This window comes from Streptomyces sp. NBC_01429, assembly GCF_036231945.1.
Taxonomy (GTDB): Bacteria; Actinomycetota; Actinomycetes; order Streptomycetales; family Streptomycetaceae; genus Streptomyces.
The window spans coordinates 3,622,710-3,641,857 of record NZ_CP109599.1 but is presented as its reverse complement, the minus strand read 5'-3'; the positions used below and the strand labels follow the sequence as shown (position 1 = coordinate 3,641,857).

Annotated in this window: 18 protein-coding genes and 3 pseudogenes; 14 read left to right on the top strand and 7 right to left on the bottom strand. The window is 70.1% G+C overall.

What is annotated here, in order from left to right:
- The first annotated feature begins 2 nt into the window (after positions 1 to 2).
- Entirely contained in the window at positions 3 to 533 is a 531-nt protein-coding gene (locus OG627_RS15695) for a YbjN domain-containing protein (protein ID WP_329065530.1), read from the top strand.
- 201 nt (positions 534 to 734) lie between these two features.
- Here OG627_RS15695 and OG627_RS15690 read toward each other — a convergent pair.
- The 3 genes and pseudogenes from OG627_RS15690 to OG627_RS15680 all read right to left on the bottom strand — a co-directional run.
- Positions 735 to 1,001, bottom strand: a pseudogene (locus tag OG627_RS15690) (LysR family transcriptional regulator); the annotation flags it as partial.
- A 150-nt stretch (positions 1,002 to 1,151) separates the two neighbouring features.
- Complete coding sequence (locus tag OG627_RS15685; RefSeq protein WP_329065529.1) at positions 1,152 to 1,361, bottom strand: DUF397 domain-containing protein; 210 nt, start codon at positions 1,359 to 1,361, stop codon at positions 1,152 to 1,154.
- Complete coding sequence (locus tag OG627_RS15680; protein WP_329065528.1) at positions 1,358 to 2,194, bottom strand: helix-turn-helix domain-containing protein; 837 nt, start codon at positions 2,192 to 2,194, stop codon at positions 1,358 to 1,360. Before OG627_RS15680 ends, OG627_RS15685 begins: the two co-directional genes overlap by 4 nt.
- Before the next feature lie 984 nt (positions 2,195 to 3,178).
- Here OG627_RS15680 and OG627_RS15675 point away from each other — a divergent pair.
- Entirely contained in the window at positions 3,179 to 3,496 is a 318-nt protein-coding gene (locus OG627_RS15675; protein WP_329065526.1) for a hypothetical protein, read from the top strand.
- A gap of 139 nt (positions 3,497 to 3,635) precedes the next feature.
- Here OG627_RS15675 and tpx read toward each other — a convergent pair whose 3' ends face one another.
- Positions 3,636 to 4,139, bottom strand: a complete 504-nt coding sequence (tpx, locus tag OG627_RS15670; protein WP_329065524.1) for a thiol peroxidase — start codon at positions 4,137 to 4,139, stop codon at positions 3,636 to 3,638.
- A 56-nt stretch (positions 4,140 to 4,195) separates the two neighbouring features.
- Positions 4,196 to 5,350 (bottom strand): pyridoxal phosphate-dependent aminotransferase, encoded by a 1,155-nt coding sequence (locus OG627_RS15665; protein ID WP_329065522.1) that lies wholly within the window; start codon positions 5,348 to 5,350, stop codon positions 4,196 to 4,198.
- 168 nt (positions 5,351 to 5,518) lie between these two features.
- Here OG627_RS15665 and OG627_RS15660 point away from each other — a divergent pair, with 168 nt between their 5' ends.
- The 11 genes and pseudogenes from OG627_RS15660 to OG627_RS15610 all read left to right on the top strand — a co-directional run bounded on the left by OG627_RS15660 (position 5,519) and on the right by OG627_RS15610 (position 15,598).
- Complete coding sequence (locus OG627_RS15660; RefSeq protein ID WP_329065521.1) at positions 5,519 to 5,965, top strand: hypothetical protein; 447 nt, start codon at positions 5,519 to 5,521, stop codon at positions 5,963 to 5,965.
- Positions 5,966 to 6,402: 437 nt separating this feature from the next.
- A complete protein-coding gene (locus OG627_RS15655; RefSeq protein ID WP_329065520.1) occupies positions 6,403 to 6,921 on the top strand; it encodes a DUF2617 family protein in 519 nt (172 codons plus the stop codon).
- A gap of 54 nt (positions 6,922 to 6,975) precedes the next feature.
- Positions 6,976 to 8,625, top strand: a complete 1,650-nt coding sequence (locus tag OG627_RS15650; protein ID WP_329065519.1) for a polyamine aminopropyltransferase — start codon at positions 6,976 to 6,978, stop codon at positions 8,623 to 8,625.
- Positions 8,626 to 8,791: 166 nt separating this feature from the next.
- Entirely contained in the window at positions 8,792 to 9,712 is a 921-nt protein-coding gene (locus OG627_RS15645; protein WP_329065518.1) for an SRPBCC domain-containing protein, read from the top strand.
- A 9-nt stretch (positions 9,713 to 9,721) separates the two neighbouring features.
- Positions 9,722 to 10,516, top strand: coding sequence for an aldose epimerase family protein (locus OG627_RS15640; RefSeq protein ID WP_329065517.1), 795 nt, complete (start codon positions 9,722 to 9,724; stop codon positions 10,514 to 10,516).
- A gap of 46 nt (positions 10,517 to 10,562) precedes the next feature.
- Positions 10,563 to 11,102, top strand: coding sequence for an orotate phosphoribosyltransferase (pyrE, locus tag OG627_RS15635; protein WP_329065515.1), 540 nt, complete (start codon positions 10,563 to 10,565; stop codon positions 11,100 to 11,102).
- 191 nt (positions 11,103 to 11,293) lie between these two features.
- Positions 11,294 to 12,325: a class II fructose-bisphosphate aldolase gene (gene fbaA, locus OG627_RS15630; protein WP_329065512.1), complete on the top strand. Its 1,032-nt coding sequence runs from the start codon at positions 11,294 to 11,296 to the stop codon at positions 12,323 to 12,325.
- Positions 12,326 to 12,671: 346 nt separating this feature from the next.
- Positions 12,672 to 12,860 (top strand): annotated as a pseudogene (locus OG627_RS35495) (AAA family ATPase); the annotation flags it as partial.
- Between the two features lie 419 nt (positions 12,861 to 13,279).
- Positions 13,280 to 13,399 (top strand): annotated as a pseudogene (locus OG627_RS15620) (hypothetical protein); the annotation flags it as partial.
- Positions 13,400 to 13,818: 419 nt separating this feature from the next.
- Entirely contained in the window at positions 13,819 to 13,953 is a 135-nt protein-coding gene (locus OG627_RS15615) for a hypothetical protein (RefSeq protein WP_329065510.1), read from the top strand.
- 76 nt (positions 13,954 to 14,029) lie between these two features.
- Complete coding sequence (locus OG627_RS15610) at positions 14,030 to 15,598, top strand: MFS transporter (protein WP_329065508.1); 1,569 nt, start codon at positions 14,030 to 14,032, stop codon at positions 15,596 to 15,598.
- A gap of 113 nt (positions 15,599 to 15,711) precedes the next feature.
- Here the strand turns inward: OG627_RS15610 and OG627_RS15605 are convergent, their stop codons facing one another.
- On the bottom strand, positions 15,712 to 16,131 hold the full coding sequence (locus OG627_RS15605; RefSeq protein ID WP_329065507.1) for a DUF3151 domain-containing protein: 420 nt from the start codon (positions 16,129 to 16,131) through the stop codon (positions 15,712 to 15,714).
- A 187-nt stretch (positions 16,132 to 16,318) separates the two neighbouring features.
- Here OG627_RS15605 and OG627_RS15600 point away from each other — a divergent pair, with 187 nt between their 5' ends.
- The gene (locus OG627_RS15600; protein WP_329065505.1) at positions 16,319 to 17,662 is read left to right on the top strand and encodes a hypothetical protein; all 1,344 of its coding nucleotides are present in this window, start codon (positions 16,319 to 16,321) and stop codon (positions 17,660 to 17,662) included.
- Positions 17,663 to 17,729: 67 nt separating this feature from the next.
- On the opposite strand, the gene OG627_RS15595 is transcribed toward OG627_RS15600, so the two are convergent.
- A complete protein-coding gene (locus OG627_RS15595; RefSeq protein WP_329065503.1) occupies positions 17,730 to 19,148 on the bottom strand; it encodes a DUF2252 domain-containing protein in 1,419 nt (472 codons plus the stop codon).

Here is a 19,148-nt window from a genome sequence, read left to right as displayed (position 1 = left end):
CGGTGAGCATCGACCCGTCCTCGATTCCGAATTTCGGGGGCAGCCAGCCCCAACCGCAGGGTGCGGGACCGGCGGGCCCCGTCGTCCCTGACCAGGATCTGGTCAAGCAGCTCCTCGAACAGATGGAGCTGAAGTACGTCGTCGACGACGAGGGCGACCTCGCGGCGCCGTGGGAGGAGTTCCGGACGTACTTCATGTTCCGCGGCGAGGACGACCAGCAGGTCTTCTCGGTGCGGACCTTCTACGACCGCCCGCACCCCGTGACGGACAAGTCCAAGATCCTGGACGCGATCGACGACTGGAACCGCCGGACGCTGTGGCCCAAGGTCTACACGCACGTCCACGAGGAGGGCGACGGTCCGCCGACCGTCCGGCTCATCGGTGAGGCCCAGATGCTGATCGGCATGGGCGTCAACCTTGAGCACTTCGTGTCGTCCACGGTCAGCTGGGTCCGTGCCTCGATCGAGTTCGACAAGTGGCTCGTCGAGCAGTTCGGCCTGGAGCCCGGGGACGAGAAGCCCGAGGACGCCTGAGTCCGGGCTGACTCCGAGGCCGCGGCCTCACCGTCCGGGCGCCCCGCCCCCGGCCCGGGATCGTGATCCACTCGATCGCGGTCCCGGGCCGGGGTCTTTCGCTGCCGCGCGCTCAGTCCCGGTCCCCGTCCCGGTTCCAGTCCTGGTCCTGGTCCCCGTCCCGGTAGGCAGCCGTCGCGATCTGCGCGAAGGAGCTGATCAGAGGGTTAGTGTCGCCCTCGTTCCCGCGGCGACGCGTACCCGGACCCGGTCGGCCTGGCCGAGCAGCGTACGCGCCTCGTCCAGCAGTGTGATCCCGGGCCGGGTGAGGGTGACGCCGGCGGGGGAGCGGTGCAGCAGAACGGCCCCGACGTCCGTCTCCAGCTGCTTGATCGCCCGGCTCAGCGGCGGCTGGCTCATGTGCAGCCGGGCGGCGGCCCGGCCGAAGCCGGAGGGGTGACCCCGTCTGGTGAGTGCTCGTGTGCGGATGGTCCCCCGGGACGCACCCGCTGACACATGACCCACTGTTGTCCGCTCCCCTCTGCGGGCCTCTCCCCCTCTGCCTGCTGTCCTCTCCCCCTCTGCGGGCCACGCATGTCGTGTGTCCCGCTTTGGTGTGCGCCCAATGAGCCTTCCGGCTCAGGGGTGTTGTGACTTGGCCAGGTCCAGGAGACCGGCCCAGGCGGTGGGGGTGAGCAGGAGTACGGAGCCGTGGGGGCGCTTGGAGTCGCGTACGGGGACGGTGCTGTGGGTGGTGGCGTGGGTGGGGGACCACTCGACGCAGTTGCCACCGTCCTGGTTGCTGTAGCTGGACCTGACCCAGCTGCGCAGGGGGACATCTTGGGTCACAGTGCCTCCATTTGCCCACGGATCACTTGGGCCGATGCGGTCGGCGGAAGAGCCGTAGCCGTGAGGACATCGTAGGCACGTGACATTGCTCGAACCGTAGCGGGATCATCGTTGATAACCGCCGCGTTGAGCGACTCCGTGTAGATAACGCGGGTGCCGTCGGGGGCGGTAAGGATGCTCATGGAGCCGTCCATGAGCAGGTGTGATCCGGTGCTGAACGGCAGCACCTGCACGATGGTGGTGTAACGAGTGCCTTGAGCCAGCAGGGATGCCAACTGGCCGCGCATCACCTCTGATCCGCCCACGGACCGTCTGATCACCGCCTCGCAGATCACGATCGACAGATCGGGTGGAGACCCCCTGTGCAGTACTTCCTGCCGTGCGATCCGCGCATCCGCTCGTGTTGTGATCTCGTGGTCGGTCGCCCGGGGGTTGCCCGCTCTGAACAGTGCGCGCGCGTACGCGGTTGTCTGGAGAAGCCCGGGGACCAGGTTCGGTGACCACTCCGCGATGGCGATGGCCCGCGCTTCCAGTTTCATGCGGCGCCGGTACCGCGACGGGAAGTCGTTCACACGTGTTTCGTCATACAGTCGCTTAAAAATGCCGTCGGTTTTGAAGATTTGGTCGAAGATGACGGGAAGATGGCTCGGAATGGGCGGGACCGCGTTTTCGATTCGGGAGATCGTGGACTTGGACGTGCGGGCGAGCTTGGCCAGGGCCGTCTGTGACAGCTTTCCGTCCTGCCGTAACTCCCTCGCATCCTTGAGGGCTTCCCCGAATTTCGCGCGCGGGCTGTTCGTGTCGTCGGCGAAGTCATGATGCTGATCGGTCATCGAATACCCCTTGACCAAGCGTCTGGGAATACGGCTCAGCGGTCGCGTTTATGCAGGTAGCAGCGGTTTCGCGCGCTGTGCATCGACCATTGCGCAGGTTGGGCCGCTGGCGCCTTCCCAATCTAGCGCCCGCCATTGCACTCTGAACACCCCCGCTCACAATCCGTAGTAAGGGTGCAGGCATTGGTGGATCGCGACGCAGGTGAAACAGTTATTCGAGAGCTGCGGGCATTGGTCGGGAACGGCGGCTTCTGGCGCTTGACGCCGTCTTGGGTCCCGCGTGAATTCGCCCCGCCCACACCGGAGTTGGTGAGGCGGGTCGAACGTGGACTCCGGGAGTTGAAGGTTGATGACGAACAGCGGGGCCCGCTGGGTGCTGTCCCGGCTGACCGAGGCTTTCGGGGCGAACGGAGCGCTGGTGGTGAGAAAGGTGCCGGAATCGAGCGGGCCGGAGGGGCAGGGCGGGCCGGACCGGTCGCGGGACCCGGACAGGCCGGGGGGTTCCGGGAACGCGGACGGGGGCGACGGGCCGGACGGGGCCGGTCGTGCGGACGGCGCGGATCTCGTGCCCGGGTCCGCCCTGCGCCGATCGCCGTGCGAGTGCGGTGGCCCCGAGTGTCCGGACAGCGCGCCCGCCGGGACGGTGAATCAGGCGGTCGCCGAGCGGAACGGACGCGGCCGAAGGGGCGGGCGGTGCCCCCTTCGCGCGCCGGGGCCCTGGACCGGCTCGGGCGGACGGCGTTCGGGCCGGTTATGTGGCGGGCGCGGTACGGGCAGTTCTCTTTGCCCGTAAGGCCGTTCAGCCCGCCTCGGCCGCGTGCCTATCATCACGCCCGTACACCCGCGCAGTTGGTTCTGTTCAGGGAGCGCATCTACGAGCGTCAGCGTGGGGAGACGTTACTTTTCACACTGATGAGGGCGGACGAAGGCGCCTTGCACGCAAGGGCTTTCGGATCCGCTCCGCAGGGAAAAGGACGTCAGAGGATGACAAGAACGGCTGTTCTGCTGTCGGCCACGGACTGCCGCTACTGCGAGTCGTGCTGGGTCAGCCCCGTCGCGCGGGCGCGGCTGGTCGGTGACGAGGCGCGGGACCTTCTGTGCGGAGGGTGCGCGGAGGAGAATTTCCCTCGGCGGGTGGATCTCTTTCCGCCGTTCGGGATCTACCGGCTCACGTGCCGGATGGTGCCGTTGTACGACGCCAAGCACGCGAAGCCCGGTCCGCCGAAGATGCCGCCGGATCAGGGGCCCGCGCTTCCGCCCGGCCCGAAGCCGCAGAGCCCGCCGGGCACGCCGCCCGTGTAGCCGCCGTGGGCCCTGGGCTCCCGTCGCCCCCGTACCCTCCCGTAGCCCCGGCGCCCTCGCCCCCTGCGTCCCGTACCCGCCGTACCCGCCGTACCCGCCGTACCCGCCGGGACCCCGGCGGGTACGGCGGCGCTCATGCCTACTTCAGGGCGGCGAGCGCGGCCTCGTAGTTGGGCTCCTGGGTGATCTCCTCGACCAGCTCGGTGTAGATCACCTTGTCGTTCTCGTCCAGGACGACCACGGCGCGGGCCGCGAGGCCGGCGAGGGGGCCGTCGGCGAGGTCTACGCCGTAGTTCTCCACGAACGCGCGGCTGCGGAAGGTGGAGAGGGTCTTGACGTTCTCCAGGCCCTCGGAACCGCAGAACCGGCCCTGCGCGAACGGCAGGTCCGCCGAGACGCAGAGCACCGCGGTGTTCGCCAGGCCGGCCGCCACCTCGTTGAACTTACGGACCGACGCGGCGCAGGTGCCGGTGTCGACGCTCGGGAAGATGTTGAGGACCTTCCGCTGCCCGGCGAAGGTCTTCAGCGTGGCCGTCGAGAGGTCGCCCGCCACCAGCTCGAAGGCGGGGGCCTCGGCGCCGACCTTGGGGAAGTCGCCGTTGACGTTGACGGGGTTGCTCTTGAAATTGACGGTGCTCGGCATGCGATCCTCCGGATTACGGGAAACAGACTCTCTCCCGACGCTACCGCCTCCGGATTTCACCCCGCGCCGAGGCTCCCGAGCCGTGCCGCCGCCTCGCGCAGCACCTCCTCCTTTTTGCAGAAGGCGAACCGTACGAACGGCGCGCCCTCCTTCTGGTGGTCGTAGAAGACCGCGTTCGGTACGGCCACCACCCCGCAGCGCTCCGGCAGGGCGCGGCAGAAGGCGAAGCCGTCCGTCTCGCCCAGCGGGCGGATGTCGGTGGTGATGAAGTACGTGCCCGCCGGGCGGTAGACGTCGAAGCCGGCCGCGCCGAGGCCGTCCGCGAGGATGTCGCGCTTGGCGCGCAGGTCGGCGCGCAGGGTGTCGAAGTAGCTGTCGGGGAGGCGCAGGGCCTCGGCGATGGCGTACTGGAACGGGCCCGAGGCCACGTACGTCAGGAACTGCTTCGCCGAGCGGACCGCCGTGACCAGCGCGGGGACGCCGGTGACCCAGCCGACCTTCCAGCCGGTGAACGAGAAGGTCTTGCCTCCGCTGCTGATCGTCAGCGTGCGCTCGCGCATGCCGGGGAAGGCCGCGAGGGGGAGGTGTTCGCCCTCGAAGACCAGGTGTTCGTAGACCTCGTCGGTGACGACGAGCAGGTCGCGTTCGACGGCGATTTCCGCGACGGCGGCGAGTTCGGCGCGGGTGAGGACCGTACCGGTGGGGTTGTGGGGGGTGTTGAGGAGGATGAGACGGGTGCGGTCGGTGACGGCGTCGCGCAGTTCGTCCAGGTCCAGGTGGTACGCGCCGTCGCGGGGGCGGAGCGTGACCGGTACGCGTACCCCGCCCGCCATGCCGATGCAGGCGGCGTACGAGTCGTAGTACGGCTCCAGGGCGATGACCTCGTCGCCGGGTTCGACCAGCGCGAGCAGCGTGGCGGCGATCGCCTCGGTGGCGCCCGCGGTGACGAGGACCTCGGTGTCGGGGTCGTACGTCAGGCCGTACCGCCGCAGCTGGTGGTCCACGACGGCGGAGCGCAGTTCGGGGACGCCGGGGCCCGGCGGGTACTGGTTGCCGCGGCCGTCGCGCAGGGCGCGTACCGCCGCCTCCCGTACGGACTCCGGGCCGTCGGTGTCGGGAAAGCCCTGGCCGAGGTTGATCGCGCCGGTGCGCAGGGCGAGGGCCGACATCTCCGCGAAGATCGTGGTGCCACCGAGCCATTCTTTGGTCATGGCCGCCATCCTGTGCCGAACCTCTGGGGTTGCTCAAGTCGGCTTTGGGCCGGGGGCGCCGGGGGGACAACTCCACTCACGCACGTGAAGAAGCGGGATTTCCCCCTCGGGGGGCGCTTCGGAGACGTTCGGGGGACGTTTCGGGGGACGGAAGGACGGGTGAGGACGATGGTGGGCACGAGTGCTGTGGTGGCCGTGCTGATCGGGGTCGCGTTCGCGGGAGTCGTCGCGAGTGTGGGCAGCCGGGACAGGCGCGGGGCGCGACGCCGTCGCGACGCGGCGAAGGGCGGTGCGGCGGACGCCACGCTCAACAGGCTCAACACGAGCGGCTCGAAGCGCGGTTTGAGGAGCGGGACGAAGAGCGGCTCGAAGAGCGGCTCGAAGAGCGGCCGTTCGAGCGAGCGCAGCTGGTGGGCCGGTGGGGGCGGCGCGGTGGCCGGGGGCGGTTCGTCCTGCGGGAGCGGCGGTTCGTCCTCGGGGGGCGGTCATTCCGGTGGTGGCCATCACTCCTGCGGGGGCGGCGGCCACTCCTCCTGTGGAGGGGGCGGATCCTCCTCCTGTGGAGGCGGCGGTTCGTCCTGCGGTGGCGGCGGGGGATGCGGCGGAGGCAGCTGACACGGGGCAGCTGATCCGTGCTGAGGAAGGCGGTGCCCGGCGGGAGTCATTTCCGCCGGGCACCGCTGCGTTGATGGCCCCGGCGGTGGCTGTGGAAATGGCTCCGGCTGCGGCTGCGGAAGTGGCTGCGACAACGGCTTCGCCCGTGACGTGCGCCCGACAAATGCGCCCCGCGTACGCCGGATTCTTGTGAACAGTTGAACTCTTGGGCCCCCGAGGGGATGGAAACCCCGTCAAGTTGGGTAAAAACACTGCGAGCGTCGCGTACCTCGTGATTCCCTCGTTGTTGAGAGCTTCCAGCCCTCGGACCCCCTAGGACCTCCTATGGCGCCGAGCCGGCGATCTCACCCTTCAAGTTCCCTCGCTCATGTGCCCATTCGCTCATTGTCCGGGACGTCCCCGGCCCACCCGTCAAGCGTGTTCTGCGGAGCCGATCCATGCTCACCACCCTCAATACCGCCTACTCCGACACCCGTGCCGCCGATCTGGCCTGGACGTTGGGCCGAGGCCCCGTCCCGGCTCTGGCCGTACTCGATCTCGATCTCGCCGGCGCCGGGCTTCAGCTGCGGCTGCTCGGCGCCTCCCATCAGGTGATTCTGGAGGAGGAGGGAGGCACCTGCTCCGAGACCGTCGCCTGTATCCCGGGCAGCAGCACACCGCTGCCGCTCGGGGTCTCCAAGCGGCTCGGTGAGTGGGAGTACGAATTCGCCGCGCGTGTCGAGACGCTCTCGCACAGCTCGTTCGCCGGGAGGGCGCAGGAGCTGCTCGCGCTGGTCGCGGACCACCCGAACGGATTAGCCGGTACCTTTCCCGGCTCGCCCAACGCGTTCACCGCGATGCTGGCGCAGCGCGACGAGGGCCAGGTCCGTTGGCGTACCTGGCATGCCTACCCGCAGGAGGGCCGCCTCGTCGCGACGCGGACCCGGGTCGGGGTACGTATGCCTGCCGTGGCCTGATTACACCCTTCCGGGTGACAAATGGAAATCAATCCGTGACGTAGCGTTACAGGTGTGATCGAGCAGCAGTCCGTGTCGTCTTCGCCCCCGGGTGGGGCGCGGCTGCCCGATCGCGCCGACGCCGCGCGCTATCTGATCCTCACCGTGGTCTTCATCTGCTCGGCGTGCGGACTGGTGTACGAGCTGGAGCTGGTCGCGCTCGCCTCGTATCTGATCGGGGACTCCGTCACCCAGGCGTCGGTCGTCCTCTCCGTGATGGTCTTCGCCATGGGACTCGGCTCGCTGGCCGCGAAGCGGCTGCGGTTGCGGGCGGCGTTCGGCTTCGGGCTGCTGGAGGCGGGGCTCGCCCTGCTGGGCGGCTGTTCGGCGCTGGTGCTGTACGCGGCCTTCGCGTGGATCGGCGAGGCGCGGTACGCGCTGGTGGGGTTCTCCCTGGCGATCGGCATGCTCATCGGCGCGGAGATCCCGCTGCTGATGACCCTCATCCAGCGGTTCTCCCGGCAGGAGGCCGACGGGACCGTCGCGGATCTCTTCGCCGCCGACTATGTGGGCGCGCTGATCGGCGGGCTGGCCTTCCCGTTCCTGCTGCTGCCCTGGCTGGGGCAGTTGACGGGAGCGCTGTTGACGGGAGCGGTCAACGCGGTGGCGGGTGGCGCCCTCGTCCTGACGCTGTTCGGGCGCGATCTGACGCCGCGTTCGCGGTGGGTGCTGCTGACCGTCAATGTCCTGGTGCTCAGTGTGCTGGCCACGGCCGCCGTGCTGGTGGACGACTTCGAGCGGGCGGCGCGGCGGGCGGTGTACGGGGACGGGGTGCGGGTCGCCGTCCATACCGACGTACAGGAAGTCGTGCTGACCGGCGGGCGCGACGGGCCGCTGGAGCTGTATCTGGACGGGCGGCTGCGGGTCAGCGGGCGCGACGAGTTCCGCTACCACGAGGCGCTGGTGCACCCGGCGATGCGCGGGCCGCACGCGCGCGTGCTGATTCTGGGCGGCGGCGACGGACTGGCCGCGCGCGAGGTCCTGCGGTACGGGGACGTGCGCGCGGTCACCCTGGTCGAGCTGGACCCGGGCGTGGTCCGGCTGGCCGGTACGGACCCCGCGCTGTCGGCGCTGAACGGGCACGCCTACGACGATCCCCGGCTGCGGGTGGTCCACGCGGACGCGTTCAGCTGGCTGCGGGGGCAGGGCGCGGGGGCCGGGCCGGGGGGCGCGGGCGGAGGCGTGGCCGGAGCCGAGGGCGGGCTCTACGACGTGGTGATCTCCGATCTGCCCAACCCCGGGATCACGCCCAGCACCAAGCTGTACTCCGAGGAGTTCTACGGGCTGACCGCGCGCGTGCTCGCGGCCGGCGGGCGGCTCGCCGTGCACGCGGGATCGCCCACGGCCCAGCCGCGTACGTACTGGACGGTCGACGCGACGCTGCGCGCGGCCGGGTTCGGCACCAGCCCGTACCGGGCGGCGGGCCGGCCGTCGGGCTTCACCGCCGGGCCGGACCGGTCGAAGAGCGGTGGCCCGGCCGCGAGCGACTGGGGCTTCGAGCTGGCCGGGATGGGCGCCCCTCCGCCGCTCTCCCTCCCGGCGGACGTACCGCCGCTGCGGTCGCTGGCGGAGCCGATACTGAGCGCGGGCGCGCGCGACACGGAGGAGACACGGCTGCCGGGGCTGCCGCCGTCGACGCTGCTGCATCCGCGATATGTGGAGTGAGGGCCGCCGAGGGGATCGGTGCGAGGGGGATCGGCGAAGGGAGGACCGGTGGAGGGAGGACCGGTGGAGGGAGGACCGGTGGAGTGAGGGCCGGTGGCCGGACGGGGCGAGGCAGCTGTGTCAAGAAGCCCCCTGCTTCCGCCCGACGGCACTACGCTCGGGTTCCATGGAGCATGAGGTGTTCGTTCCGGTTTCGGCAGAGGCTCTACGGCAGACGTTGCGGGACCCCGCCCGGGTCGCCCGCTGTGTGCCGGGGCTCCAACAGGACGCGGAGGAGACGGCGGGGCCGCTCGCCGGGCGCATGAAGGTGCGGATCGGCGGCCATACGATCACCTACCGGGGCGCGCTGACACTCGCCGAGCGGGACGGGGTCTTCGCGGCGGAGGGCGAGGGCGCGGAAGTCCGGGGTACGGGCTCCGCCAAGTTGACGCTCACGGTCCGGCTGACGGAAACACCCGCGCCTGGTGCGACCGGTGACGGCGGCGCGCACGGCGGCGCGGGCGTCGGCGGCGGTGCGGGGACGACGGTCGCCTTCACCGGCGGGACGCGCGCCGAAGGCCGGCTGGCGGAGCTTCCCCCCGAGGCGCTGACGGCCGCGGCGCGCCGGCTGCTGGAACGGTTCGCCGCGGCGCTGGCCGAGGAATCCGCGGAATCCGTGGAATCCGTACCGGACGAACGCGCGGCGGGCGGCGTTGTCTCCTCGACCTCCGAAGCCTCCGAAGCCTCCGAAGCCTCCGAGGCTTCCGACGGGTTCGAAGGACTTGAGGACATCGAGATCCCCGATGTCCCGGATGTCCCGGACATCCCCGAAGCCCCGGAGAGCGGAACCGTCTACAGCACCGGGGACTTCCACCTCCTCGGCGGCCCCCTCGACGAGCCGCCCGCCGAGGCCGCACACGCCCGGCGCACCATGATCGGGCGCAGCGCCGAGGAGGTCGACCACGCGCCGCCGCGCGGTCGCTACGCGCCGGTGCCCGCGCCCGACGCCGTCGGCGGCGGCGCCACGCTGCGCTGGATCGCGCCCGCCGCCGCACTCGCGCTCGCCTCTGCCGTGGTGGTCGGACGGGTCCTGCGACGGCGCAAGTAGTGTCGGGGTGTGAGTGACAGCGAAGAGAGCATCCGACTGGCGGCGGGCGACGCCGAGTTGACCATCACCCCCGGGAACGGCTGCCGGATCGGCAGTCTGCGCATCGGCGGGACCGAACTGCTGCGTCAGGGGGAGCGGTACGGCTGCTTCCCGATGGTGCCCTGGTGCGGACGGATCGAGGACGGGCAGTTCAGGAACGGCGCGGTGTCGCACCAGATGCCGCTCAACTCCCCGCCGCACGCCATCCACGGCACGGGCCGCGACACGGCCTGGCACACGGTGAGCGCGGGCGACAGCACGGCGTCGTTCTCCTACGAGCTGGTCGAGCCCTGGCCGTACAGCGGTCTGGTCACCCAGACCTTCGAGCTGACCGAGGACTCCCTGACGCTCGGGCTGGGCGTGGAGACGTACGAGACGTCCTTCCCCGCGCAGGCCGGCTGGCATCCGTGGTTCCTGCGCAACCTCGGCGGGAGCGACGCGGAGATCGACTTCACCGCCGAGTGGCAGGAGGCGCGCGGCGCCGATCATCTGCCGACCGGCCGGCGTATTCCGCCGCTCCCCGGACCGTGGGACGACTGTTTCGGGATGCCCGACGGGGTGGATGTGACCGTCACCTGGCCGGGGCAGCTGGAGCTGAGGGTCGCGAGCCGTGCCGAGTGGGTGGTGGTCTACGACGAGCAGGACGAGGCGGTCTGTGTGGAACCGCAGTCGGGGCCGCCGAACGGGCTCAACACCGCGCCCCGGCTGGTCACCCCGCTGGAGCCGCTGGAGATGGCCGCGACCTGGAGCTGGCGGCGGCTCTGAGGAGAGCCGGTCCGGGCCGGACGCACCGGGTCGTAAGCTCATGGCCATGACTGACGTACGGGCTGAGCTGCTCCAGCTGATCAAGGACAAGGCCGTGGTGCACGGCAAGGTGACCCTCTCCTCGGGGCTTGAGGCCGACTGGTACATCGACCTGCGCCGGATCACCCTGGACGGCCACGCCGCGCCGCTGGTCGGTCAGGTCATGCTCGACGCCACCGCCGACCTGGACTTCGACTGCGTCGGCGGTCTCACCCTCGGCGCCGACCCGGTCGCGACCTCGATGCTGCACGCCTCCGCCGCGCGCGGGAAGCGGCTCGACGCGTTCGTCGTCCGCAAGGCGCAGAAGGCGCACGGCCTCCAGCGCCGGATCGAGGGCACGGACGTCAAGGGCCGCCGCTGCCTGGTGGTCGAGGACACCTCGACCACGGGCGGCTCGCCGCTGACCGCCGTCGAGGCGGTACGGGAGGCGGGCGGCGAGGTCGTCGCCGTCGCGGTCATCGTCGAGCGGGGCGCCGCCCCGGCCATCGCCGAGGCGGGGCTGCCGTACCTCAACGTCTACGCGCTCGACGAGCTGGGCCTCGGCTGAACGCCCCCGTCGCGGCCTCTGAGCTGCGGCTACTTCCATGACGAGGGCCGTTTCACGTGAAACAGCCAGGACCACCGTGGGGCCCGCGGAGGAGTCTGGAAAGATGGGGGCGACGATGACGTCGCCCCCAGGGGACGCCCCCTAGGTCAGGGACAAGCACCTCACACCCGCACATCACAAGGAGCGGCTCGATGCCCATCGCAACCCCAGATGTCTACAACGAGATGCTTGACCGGGCCAAGGCGGGCAAGTTCGCCTACCCGGCCATCAATGTCACCTCGTCCCAGACCCTGCACGCCGCGCTGCGCGGCTTCGCGGAGGCCGAGAGCGACGGCATCATCCAGATGTCCACCGGTGGTGCGGAGTTCCTGGGCGGTCAGTACAGCAAGGACATGGTCACCGGCGCGGTCGCCCTGGCCGAGTTCGCGCACATCGTCGCGGCCAAGTACGACATCACCGTCGCGCTGCACACCGACCACTGTCCCAAGGACAAGCTCGACGGCTACGTCCGTCCGCTGCTCGACGTCTCCGCCGAGCGCGTGAAGGCCGGCCGCAACCCGCTCTTCCAGTCGCACATGTGGGACGGTTCCGCCGAGACCCTGGCCGACAACCTCGCCATCGGTGAGGAGCTGCTCGCCAAGGCCGCCGCCGCGAAGATCATCCTTGAGGTCGAGATCACCCCGACCGGCGGCGAGGAGGACGGCGTCACGCACGAGATCAACGACGAGCTGTACACCACCGTCGACGACGCGCTGCGTACCGCCGAGGCGCTCGGCCTGGGCGAGAAGGGCCGCTACCTGCTGGCCGCCTCCTTCGGCAACGTGCACGGCGTCTACAAGCCGGGCAACGTCGTGCTCCGCCCCGAGCTGCTCAAGGACCTCCAGGAGGGCGTCGGCTCGAAGTACGGCAAGCCCGCCGGCAGCCAGCCCTTCGACTTCGTCTTCCACGGCGGCTCGGGCTCGACGGCCGAGGAGATCGCCACCGCGCTGGAGAACGGCGTCGTGAAGATGAACCTCGACACCGACACCCAGTACGCCTTCACCCGGCCCGTCGTGGACCACGTGTTCCGCAACTACGACGGCGTCCTGAAGGTCGACGGCGAGGTCGGCTCGAAGAAGACGTACGACCCGCGCACCTGGGGCAAGCTGGCCGAGGCGGGCATGGCCAAGCGCGTCACCGAGGCGTGCGCCGCCCTGCGCTCCACCGGCACCAAGATCAAGTAATCCGTCGTCGGGCCTTTCGGGGGCCCGCTCGGCGTGTGCGCCGGTCCGCTGATGAGCGGACCGGCGCTTTTCTTTGGCGTGATAACCCTCGTATCCGGTTGTCAGCAGTCGATGTGCGCGATTCACATGCACAAAGGCGTGGAACATCCGTGAAGGGAGGGATCAGGTGCTGCTCAACTTCGGAGCGGCGAACCACCGCTCGCTCCGGGAAGAGCAGGCTCTCCAGCTCCAGCCGGTGTACGAGGCCGATCGGCCGGCCGGGACGCACTGGGAGGCCGTCCCCGTCGTGGGGATCTTCGGTGCGAACGCGGCGGGAAAGTCCAATCTGCTCGATGCGCTGGAATACATGGCTCGGATGGTCGTGCACTCGCACCGCGACGCGGAACCGGATGGCGGAGTCCTGAGGCACCCCTTTCGGCTGGACGAGGCCGCGCTGAGTGAGCCCTCGTGGTTCGTGGTCGATCTCCTGCTGGAGGGAGTCCGCTACACGTACGGCTTCAGCGTCGATGACGAGCAGGTGATCGACGAGTGGCTGCACAGCTATCCGCAGGGCAAGAAGCGGAAGATCTTCGAGCGGTCCGCAGCGGATGTGGAGCCGGGGGACTCGCAGTCCCGACGCGAACTGAAGCTGGTCGAGAGCATCACCGAGCCCAATGTGCTGTTCATGTCGATGGCGGCACGGTCCGGACAGCCGGACTTCCGGCCGGTCTATGACTGGTTCGCGCAGGGGCTGCGGTTTCGCAAGCTGTCATTTCCTGGCCGAGCGGGGCTGTTCGGGCCGGCTCTGATGCGCGTGCTGGACGCCCCCGCTCCGGAACTCATGTCCCTGCTGCGCGCGGCGGATCTCGGAATCGAGGACTGCGGCACGGAGCGGACCCTGCTGAACGAGGAAGAGCTGCGGGAGAGGGGCTTGAGCGGTTTGCACGGGAACGGCCCGTATGAGCTGAAGCGACCCTGGATCGGCCACCGAGGACGCTCTCCGTCCTCAGTGAGGGCGGCACCTTCGCCGTCGATGAACTCGACGCCAGCCCGCATCCCCTCCTCACCGCACAGCTCATCGGGCTCTTCCAGGACCCCGCCACCAATCCGCACGGCGCCCAGTTGCTCTTCACCACTCACGACGCGAGCCTGCTCGGCCGTATGGGCGGGGAGGACATTCTCAAGCGCGATCAGGTCTGGTTCGTGGACAAGAACCAGTACGGAGAGACAGAACTGTTCTCTCTCTCCGAGTTCAAGCCACGCCAGGAGGAGAACCGCGAGCGCCGCTACCTCGGCGGCAGTTACGGCGGCGTGCCGTTCATCGACGACAGCTTCGCCAAGGCTCTGGCGACGCGGGGCGATCACCAGGATGGCGAGAACACCGAAGGCGCGAAAGTGACCGAGCGGGACTACGTGCGGGGCCTGCGGTCCCGAGCCAAGAACGGGGCCGTTTCGGTCCAGGTGGTCGAGCACCCCAGGTCGCCGTCGCAGCTCGCCTCTCCTGCCGGCAGCTCGTGCGTCACCTCGACAGCCAGGTGCCCGGCGGCTACAGCAAGACGGACCTTGACTTCCGCCGTTACGAGGACACCTGGCAGGACGCCGTGCGCCGGGCGAAGCGGCTGGCTCTCGCCGTCGGGAAGCCTGCCTGAGCGAGAGCGCGAAAAAGGTGACGGCCGGCCGCTTTGCCCACTCGCCGCCTTGCCGTGCGGCGGGGATGATCCCCTTATGGACATCAGGCTGTCCTCGGCCAGGGGGCGGTGGGTCATTCTGACGACGGTTCTCGGTTCGAGCATGGCCTTGCTCGACTCCACCGTCGTCAATGTCGCGCTGCCCCATATCGGGGCGTCCCTCCACGCGGATCTGGCGGTCCTCCAGTGGACCGTCAACGCCTACATGCTCACGCTCGCCGGGCTGATCCTGCTCGGCGGTTCGCTCGGTGACCGGTACGGGCGGCGGCGGGTCTTCGTGCTCGGGGTGGTGTGGTTCGCGCTCGGTTCGCTGCTGTGCGGGATCGCGCCCGACGCGGGGGTGCTGATCATCGCCCGCGCGTTGCAGGGGGTGGGCGGGGCGCTGCTGGTGCCCGGCTCGCTCGCGATCATCCAGGCGAGCTTCCATCCGGAGGACCGGGCGCGGGCCGTCGGGGTCTGGTCGGGGCTCGGCGGGGTCGGGGCGGCGATCGGGCCGTTCCTGGGCGGCTGGCTGGTGGACGGGCCCGGCTGGCGCTGGGTCTTCCTGATCAACGTGCCGCTGGCGGCGGTGTGCGTGCCGGTGGCGCTGCGCCACGTACCGGAGACCAGGGACCCGGCGGCGCACGGCCGGTTCGACATCCTGGGGGCCGGGCTCGGCGCGGCGACGCTGGCGCTGGTCACGTACGCGCTGATCGGCAGGGTGATCTGGGCGGGTCCCGCGGGTGTGCTGGTCGCCGTGGCGTTCGTACAGGTGGAACGGCGGCGGTCCGATCCGATGCTGCCGCTGTCCATCTTCCGGTCCCGGCTGTTCACGGCGGTCAACGCGGTGACGCTGTGCGTGTACGCGGCGTTCGGCGGATTCTTCTTCCTCACCACGCTCCAACTCCAGGTGGTGACCGGATATTCGGCGCTGCGCGCGGGCGCCGCCCTGCTGCCGACCACGGTGCTGATGCTGCTGTTCTCCGCCCGCTCCGGCGCGCTGGCGGAGCGGATCGGGCCGCGTATCCCGCTGACCGTGGGGCCTCTGCTCTGCGCGGGCGGCATGCTGCTGATGCTGCGGGTGGGGGAGCACGCCGCGTACCTCACGGACGTGCTTCCCGCGCTGGTGGTGATGGGGACGGGCATGGTCTGCCTGGTCGCGCCGCTGACGGCGACGGTGCTGGGCTCCGTGGACACCGCGCGTGCCGGGCTGGCCAGTGGCATCAACAACGCCGCCGCCCGCGCGGCCGGTCTGCTCGCGGTGGCCGCGCTGCCGCTGCTGGCGGGCATGGGCCCGGAGGCGTACCGCTCGGCGACGGAGTTCGGCCACACCTTCCGGCGCGCGATGCCGATGTGTGCGGGGGTGCTGGTGCTGGGGGCGCTGATCGCCTGGTCGACGGTGCGTACGCCGAGGCCGACGAAGGTGGCCGAGGGGGCGGCGGAGGGGGTTGAGGGGGCGGACGGGCTGGTCGAGGGGGCTACGGAGACGCCGGCCGGGCGGCCCGAGTGCCGCGTCCACTGCGGGCTGACCGCGCCGCCACTGGAGCCGCGAACCGCCGGAGACGCGAGATCCGAGGAGGACCGGGGATCAGACGCGGGCGGAGGAGAAGGCTCCAGCGGTGGCTGAGCGGGCACGGAGCCGGGGCGGGGCGCACCGCGCACCCACCCGGCCGGCCCCGGTGGGGGTGCCGTGACCGGCGATGTTCGCCGTTACGGGGCAAAGCCTGGGTGTCAATACACCTAGCGCTTCAGCTTGGTGTACGCCTCGGCGCTGCTGTCCTGGAGGAACTGCCAGCAGCGCTCGGCCTCGTCCTTCTCCTCGATCGCGTCCGCGGCACGAGCGAGGGCCGCGAGGCAACGCAGGAAACCGCGGTTGGCCCGGTGGTCCCAAGGGATGGGGCCGTGCCCCTTCCATCCGGCCCGGCGCAACGAGTCCAGACCGCGGTGGTAGCCGGTACGCGCGTAGGCATAGGACTCGATCACTCGTCCCGCCTCGAACGCGTCGTCCGCGAGCATCGCCCACGCGAGCGAGAACGTCGGATGCTTCGCCGTGACCTCGGCCGGTGTCAGTGAATCCTCGCCCAGCATGCGGTACGCATCTTCGTTCTCCAGCAGGTACGTCGGCTCCGGACCGCCGAGCAGGTTTTTGTAGGTCGTCATGGAAGCAGTTTGCCACTCGCGGAAGGGCATTCGGGATGGCCGCGAGGAGATGGGCCGCGGCCCGGACGGAAGCGCCGTCCCTCGTTCCCCCTCGTACCACCGGCCTGGGCCTTTCGCACCTCGTCGCGTTCACCCGGCTGCTCCGCCCGGGTCGCGGTTCTTCCGTCGCGGCTATGCCCTTGAGGGTATGAGCGACAACAGCGATTCCCCGCCCTCCGAGGGGGAGCGCAGCGAGCCGGCCGCACCGCGACGCCGGGCGGGCGGCCTGGAGGAGGCCGGGCGGCCACGGGCGGCGGACCATCACTGGTTCCGCTCACTCGGCTCGGTTCTGCTGATCCTTTTCGCCGCTCTGCTGGCGCTGCTGTCCGTCGTCGCGGTGTGGGCGAACAGCATCGTGCGGGACACCGACCGCTACGTCGCCACCGTCGGGCCTCTTGCCGGTGACCCCGATGTGCAGAAGGCGGTCACCCATCGGGTCACCTCCGTGGTGCTGGCACAGATCGACGTGAAGGCGCTGGTCAAGGAGGTCAGCGACGCGGCTTCGCAGAAGGGCGTACCGCCGCGGGCGGCACAGCTGCTCAAAAGCCTGGACAAGCCGATCGAGAACGGTCTGAAGCAGCTGATCGGCAACACAGTGGAGCGGGTGGTCACCAGCAGTGCCTTCAAGACGGTCTGGGTGAAAGGCAACCGCAGGGCGCACAGTGCGCTCGACAAGGCCCTCACGGGGAAGGCCAACGGCGCGGTCTCGCTGAAGGACAACGAGGTCGCCATCGACGTGGCTCCGGTCGTCGCCCGAGTGAAGGACCGGTTGGTCGGCGTTGGCCTCGCTGCCGCTGCCAAGATCCCGGACGTCCATACGGACTTCGTGGTGTTCGCGTCGAAGGATGTCGGCAAGGTCAAGAACGCTCTGCGAGTCCTTCAGATCATGGGCGTCTGGCTGCCCCTCGTCGCCCTGCTGATCGCCGCCGCCGGGGTGTACGTGGCGTTCAACCGTCGGCACGCGCTGATCGGGGCCGCACTGGCGGTGTTCGTCGCCATGCTGGGCCTCGGTATCGCCCTCACCGTCGCGCGCGACGTCTACCTCGGCCATCTGCCTCCCGGAACGTCCCAGGCAGCCGCCGGAACCGTGTACGACGCGCTGGTCACGTTCCTCCGTGCCGGCGTGCGGGAACTCGCCGCAGTCGCCCTCTTCACCGCCGTCGCCGCGTTTCTCGCCGGCCCCAGCCGTATCGCTCTCCTCATCCGTGCGGGATGCCGACGGACCGTCGCCGCTCTGCGCGACGCGGCGGTGTCGGCCGGGCTTCGCCTGGGAGCGGCCGGACGGTTCGTGCACCGCTTCAAGCGCGGGATCGGGGCCGCCATCCTGGTGGTCGCCGCGATCGTCCTGTTCACCTGGACCTACCCGACCGTGATGGTCGTGGTGTGGATCGCGGTGCTCACGCTGGTCGGCTTCGCGATCCGCGAATTCCTGGACGCCGACGCCGACGCCGCGCCGCCTTCCGGCTCCCGTCCCCGTGTCGCCGCTCGCTGAAGCGCTGCCCGGCCGACGCGCGTCCGCGCCCCACGGGACGGTCTCGAACCCGCGCCTCCGGAGACCGTCAGGCGGCTTCGGCGGACAGCCGTCCGGCGTGGACGGCATCGACGAGTGCCTGATGGTCGCGCTCGTTCTGGTCGGCGTAGCTCTCGGCGAAGGTCACCAGCGCCCGGTCGAAGGAGTCGCCCGCGCCCAGATAGGCGGCGATGGCGATGCGGTCGCCGGACCTGGCGTGGGCCCGGGCCAGGGTCGCGCCGCACAGCGCGCCGAAGGCACGCATGCCGCGGGGCACCATGTCCTCGGCCACGGCGACCCCCTTCCAGTCCCGCAACTGTCGTACGTAGAAGTCCCGCGGTCGGCCGTCGAAGCCCTCGACCCGTTCCCAGCCGAGGAAGATGTCGCTGGTGGCCTGCATCAGCCGCTGTCCGGCGACCACCCTCTCGCCCTGCGTCCGGTACGCGCTGGCCCCTACGTGGGGCGCCAGTACCGACTCGGCGGCCTCCTTGGCCTGGAGGAACAGTGGATCCTTGTCGTCCTTGCCGAGCAGGAGCACGATCCAGCAGCGGGTGCCCACGCTGCCGACTCCGACGACCTTGCGCGCCATGTCGGCCACCCGGTACTGCTCCAGCAGGAACCGCCGGTCCGACTGGAGGGTTTGGCCGTAGCGCTCGATCAGCCGGCGGATCTCCTGTTCCACATCACCGTGCCGGTCCTCCGGCCGCAGATCCTCGAGAAGGGTGATGAACGGTGGATCGGGTGCGATGCGGCGCCTGCCGTCGATGACGTGGGTGAGCTTGTCGAAGGCCTGAAGGGTGTCGCGCGAGCGCGCCTTGGCCACGGTCCACGCCCACCGGTCGCGTCCTCGCGTGGACAGGTCTGCCGTGAACCGGTCACGTACCCGGTCGACATCGAACTGGGTGTACCAGACCGCCAGATTGCCGAGCCCGGCGAAGGACCGCATGTTCTCGCGGTAGGACCGCACGGTGGCCTCCACGATGGCGGCCCGTTCCTTGGCGCTGAAGCCGTTCGCGCGGCCCGCGATGGCGAGGCTGGCGGCTAGGCGCTTGACGTCCCATTCCCAGGGGCCCGGCAGGGTCTCGTCGAAGTCGTTGATGTCGAACATGAGCCGACGTTCGGGTGAGGCCAGCAGCCGGAAGTTCAACATGTGCGCGTCCCCGCACAGCTGAGTACGCAGCCCCGTCGTCGGAGTGTCCGCGAGATCCGACGCCATGACGGCGGCGGCCCCCCGGTAGAAGCGGAACGGTGACTCGGACATCCTGCCGTAGCGGATCGGCACGAGTTCGGGCAGCCGCGCCGCCGACTGCCTCGTGATGATCCCCAACGGGTCCGGCCGCTGGGGCCCCGGCGCGAACTCGGCGTGGCTGGAGCGGGGTACGGAGGCCCGCGCGGCCTTGCCGAGCGCGACCCGTTCGCGCGGGGTGTGGTGCCGTGTGGCGTATCCGTGCGGGTGGCTGTCGGTCAT